This is a genomic window from Anaerolineales bacterium (assembly GCA_022866145.1).
Classification (GTDB): Bacteria; Chloroflexota; Anaerolineae; order Anaerolineales; family E44-bin32; genus PFL42.
In genome coordinates this window covers 1-2109 of the sequence record JALHUE010000089.1, presented here as the reverse complement: position 1 = coordinate 2109, position 2109 = coordinate 1, and the positions used below count along the sequence as shown (strand labels likewise).

Here is a 2109-nt window from a genome sequence, read left to right as displayed (position 1 = left end):
GTAGGGAGATCGTGGTCCGACTCGAATGCGATCGGTTCCTTGATCAGCTCACTTTGGCGGTATGCCCTGACCGCTTCCTCGCTTTCCCAGACAGTGATGGTGACCTCGTCACCGATCTCTGGACGATTGTAGTGAAAGACTGCGAGAACGCCCGGCTGGGACTTGAATCTAGGAAGAAAGCCGGCAAGGAATTGGTCCACCTCGCGCGACTGCTCTTCGGTGACTTCACTCCTCGTGAAAGTGATGTGCATGCTTGCGACTCCTTGGGGAATGTTCCTGCGCATGAAGCATAGCACTCGAGGCAGAAGGGATGGTGGCGCCCAACGGCCTCGAGCTGAGCCGCTCGGCGGCTCAGGCTTGATGTCTTCATTCTAGGATAACCTCGCAAGCCAGGCGCCACCGCGTTTTCGCCCGCCAGCCGAGTCGGCTTCAGCGAGTTGTTCGGCGGCGGCTTGTTCCGCCAAGAGATTCCTTGTCCGGTTCAGCCACGAGCGTATTCCCTCCGTTGGCTGATCAGCTGAAACGCCCGTCAGCCGTGCACAACCGACCAGATGAAGGCGAGCGCCTTGCGAACCCGTCGTAGGCGGCCAAGGGCAGAGCTGTGTTGTGTGAAGGCTCGTTGGTCAGAACGCCAAGTGCGCATCCATGAACTTGAGCGCAGGGGTGAGGTCAGACTTGCAGTGGCTGGCCTCTACCTGCCCATACTCGTGCTCGATACCCAACTCAGTAAGCTTCTCGAGAAAGCGAGGGTAGAGCTCGGCGTTGAATCGCTGATAGACAGGATTCTGCCCTTGGTCGGTATCGCGATAGATCAACATGCCATTCAGCCGGAGGGGTTGGTTCACATAGCTGCGAGCGTCGTTGATGGCATCAAGGCCGATCACCTTTCGAAAGACTTCGTGGTCAATCTGTGCGCTGCCACCCACGATCTTGAAGGGCATATCCAAGAAGAAGGGCGGCTTCGAGGGATTGGGCGCGGCCACGGCGGCAAGCGAAATCATGGCTATGTTGTCTAGATCGAGAGAGGCTAGGTCGCCCAGATCGGTGGGCTCGACGCCATAGTGAGAACGCGCTTCTTCCCAACTTGGATCGTGTTCCAGGTCATACATGAGGCCTGACATCGGGACTGCGACACTGTAGACGTCGGGGTACTTCCATGCCAAGTGGAAGGTTCCCACGCCGCCCATCGAACACCCCATGATTCCTCGACTCTCCCGGCTGGGTAGCGTGCGGTAGGTGGAGTCAATTTGAGCCACTAGTTCCTTGGCGATGTAGGTTTCGTAATCGCCAACTGTGGGGGAACTCATGTACCATGCACCACCCAGCTTGTTGGTTGCGTCTGGGAAGACGAGAATCATGTCTCTGACCTCTCCTTTATCGATAGGCCAGTCCATCGCGCTCGGGAGGCTGTTGCGCATGACCCACGGCGAGTTCATTGCGGTGCCCCAGTGAAGGACATAGACGACTGGGTAGCGCTTCGTGCTGGTGTCATATCCTTGAGGAAGATAGACATAATAGTCGCGAGTGGTGGGATCACCAAGGAGGTTGCCCGCCAGCGCCGCGCTGGTGATTTGCCCCTTCTCCACCCTGCCGCCAAATGGTCGCTCTGTTGGGGTAGCGGGCTGCGACGTGGGCATGGAGGTCGGCGCGAGCGGAGTCGGCGTAGGAGGCGAGACGCACGCAACTACGGTTGCTAGCACCAGGGTGACGCAAGCGACGGTTCCAAGTCGAGTGTTCATGGCCCCTCCTGGGTTGCGCAGACGGCCGACTGCATGCAGGCGCGGAGGTTGGCTTGAAGAAGTAGGGCGGAGATGATAGGCGGACAAAGGCGTCATCACCTTAGGCCTGCGATCTACGATGAGGGAAAGACGGGGAGCAGGCAACTGGAACAGAATCCCACCCTGGGGAGGGTGGGGCAGCATGGGGCGGTGAAGACGCTGGGCGTGCCAGCCCAAGCCAGGATGATTTCTCTGAGCAATTCTCGCGCCGGAGATGTGGTTGTCAATATGGCGCGGGGCGTGGCGGGGATGCGGCTAGCCACGCTCCAAACATCGCAGGGGAGTCTACGTTCGCCGCCGAACGGCCTCGAGCTAAGCCGCTCGGCGGCTC

Annotated in this window: 3 protein-coding genes; 1 reads left to right on the top strand and 2 read right to left on the bottom strand. The window is 59.3% G+C overall.

Going from position 1 to position 2109, the window contains the following annotated elements; genetic code table 11:
• On the bottom strand, positions 1-251 hold a 251-nt coding region (locus MUO23_02930; GenBank protein MCJ7511909.1), incomplete at its 3' end, for an antibiotic biosynthesis monooxygenase.
• 372 nt (positions 252-623) lie between these two features.
• Complete coding sequence (locus MUO23_02925) at positions 624-1586, bottom strand: esterase family protein (GenBank protein ID MCJ7511908.1); 963 nt, start codon at positions 1584-1586, stop codon at positions 624-626.
• A 342-nt stretch (positions 1587-1928) separates the two neighbouring features.
• Here MUO23_02925 and MUO23_02920 point away from each other — a divergent pair.
• The coding region (locus tag MUO23_02920; GenBank protein MCJ7511907.1) for a hypothetical protein at positions 1929-2109 on the top strand (181 nt) is incomplete at its 3' end.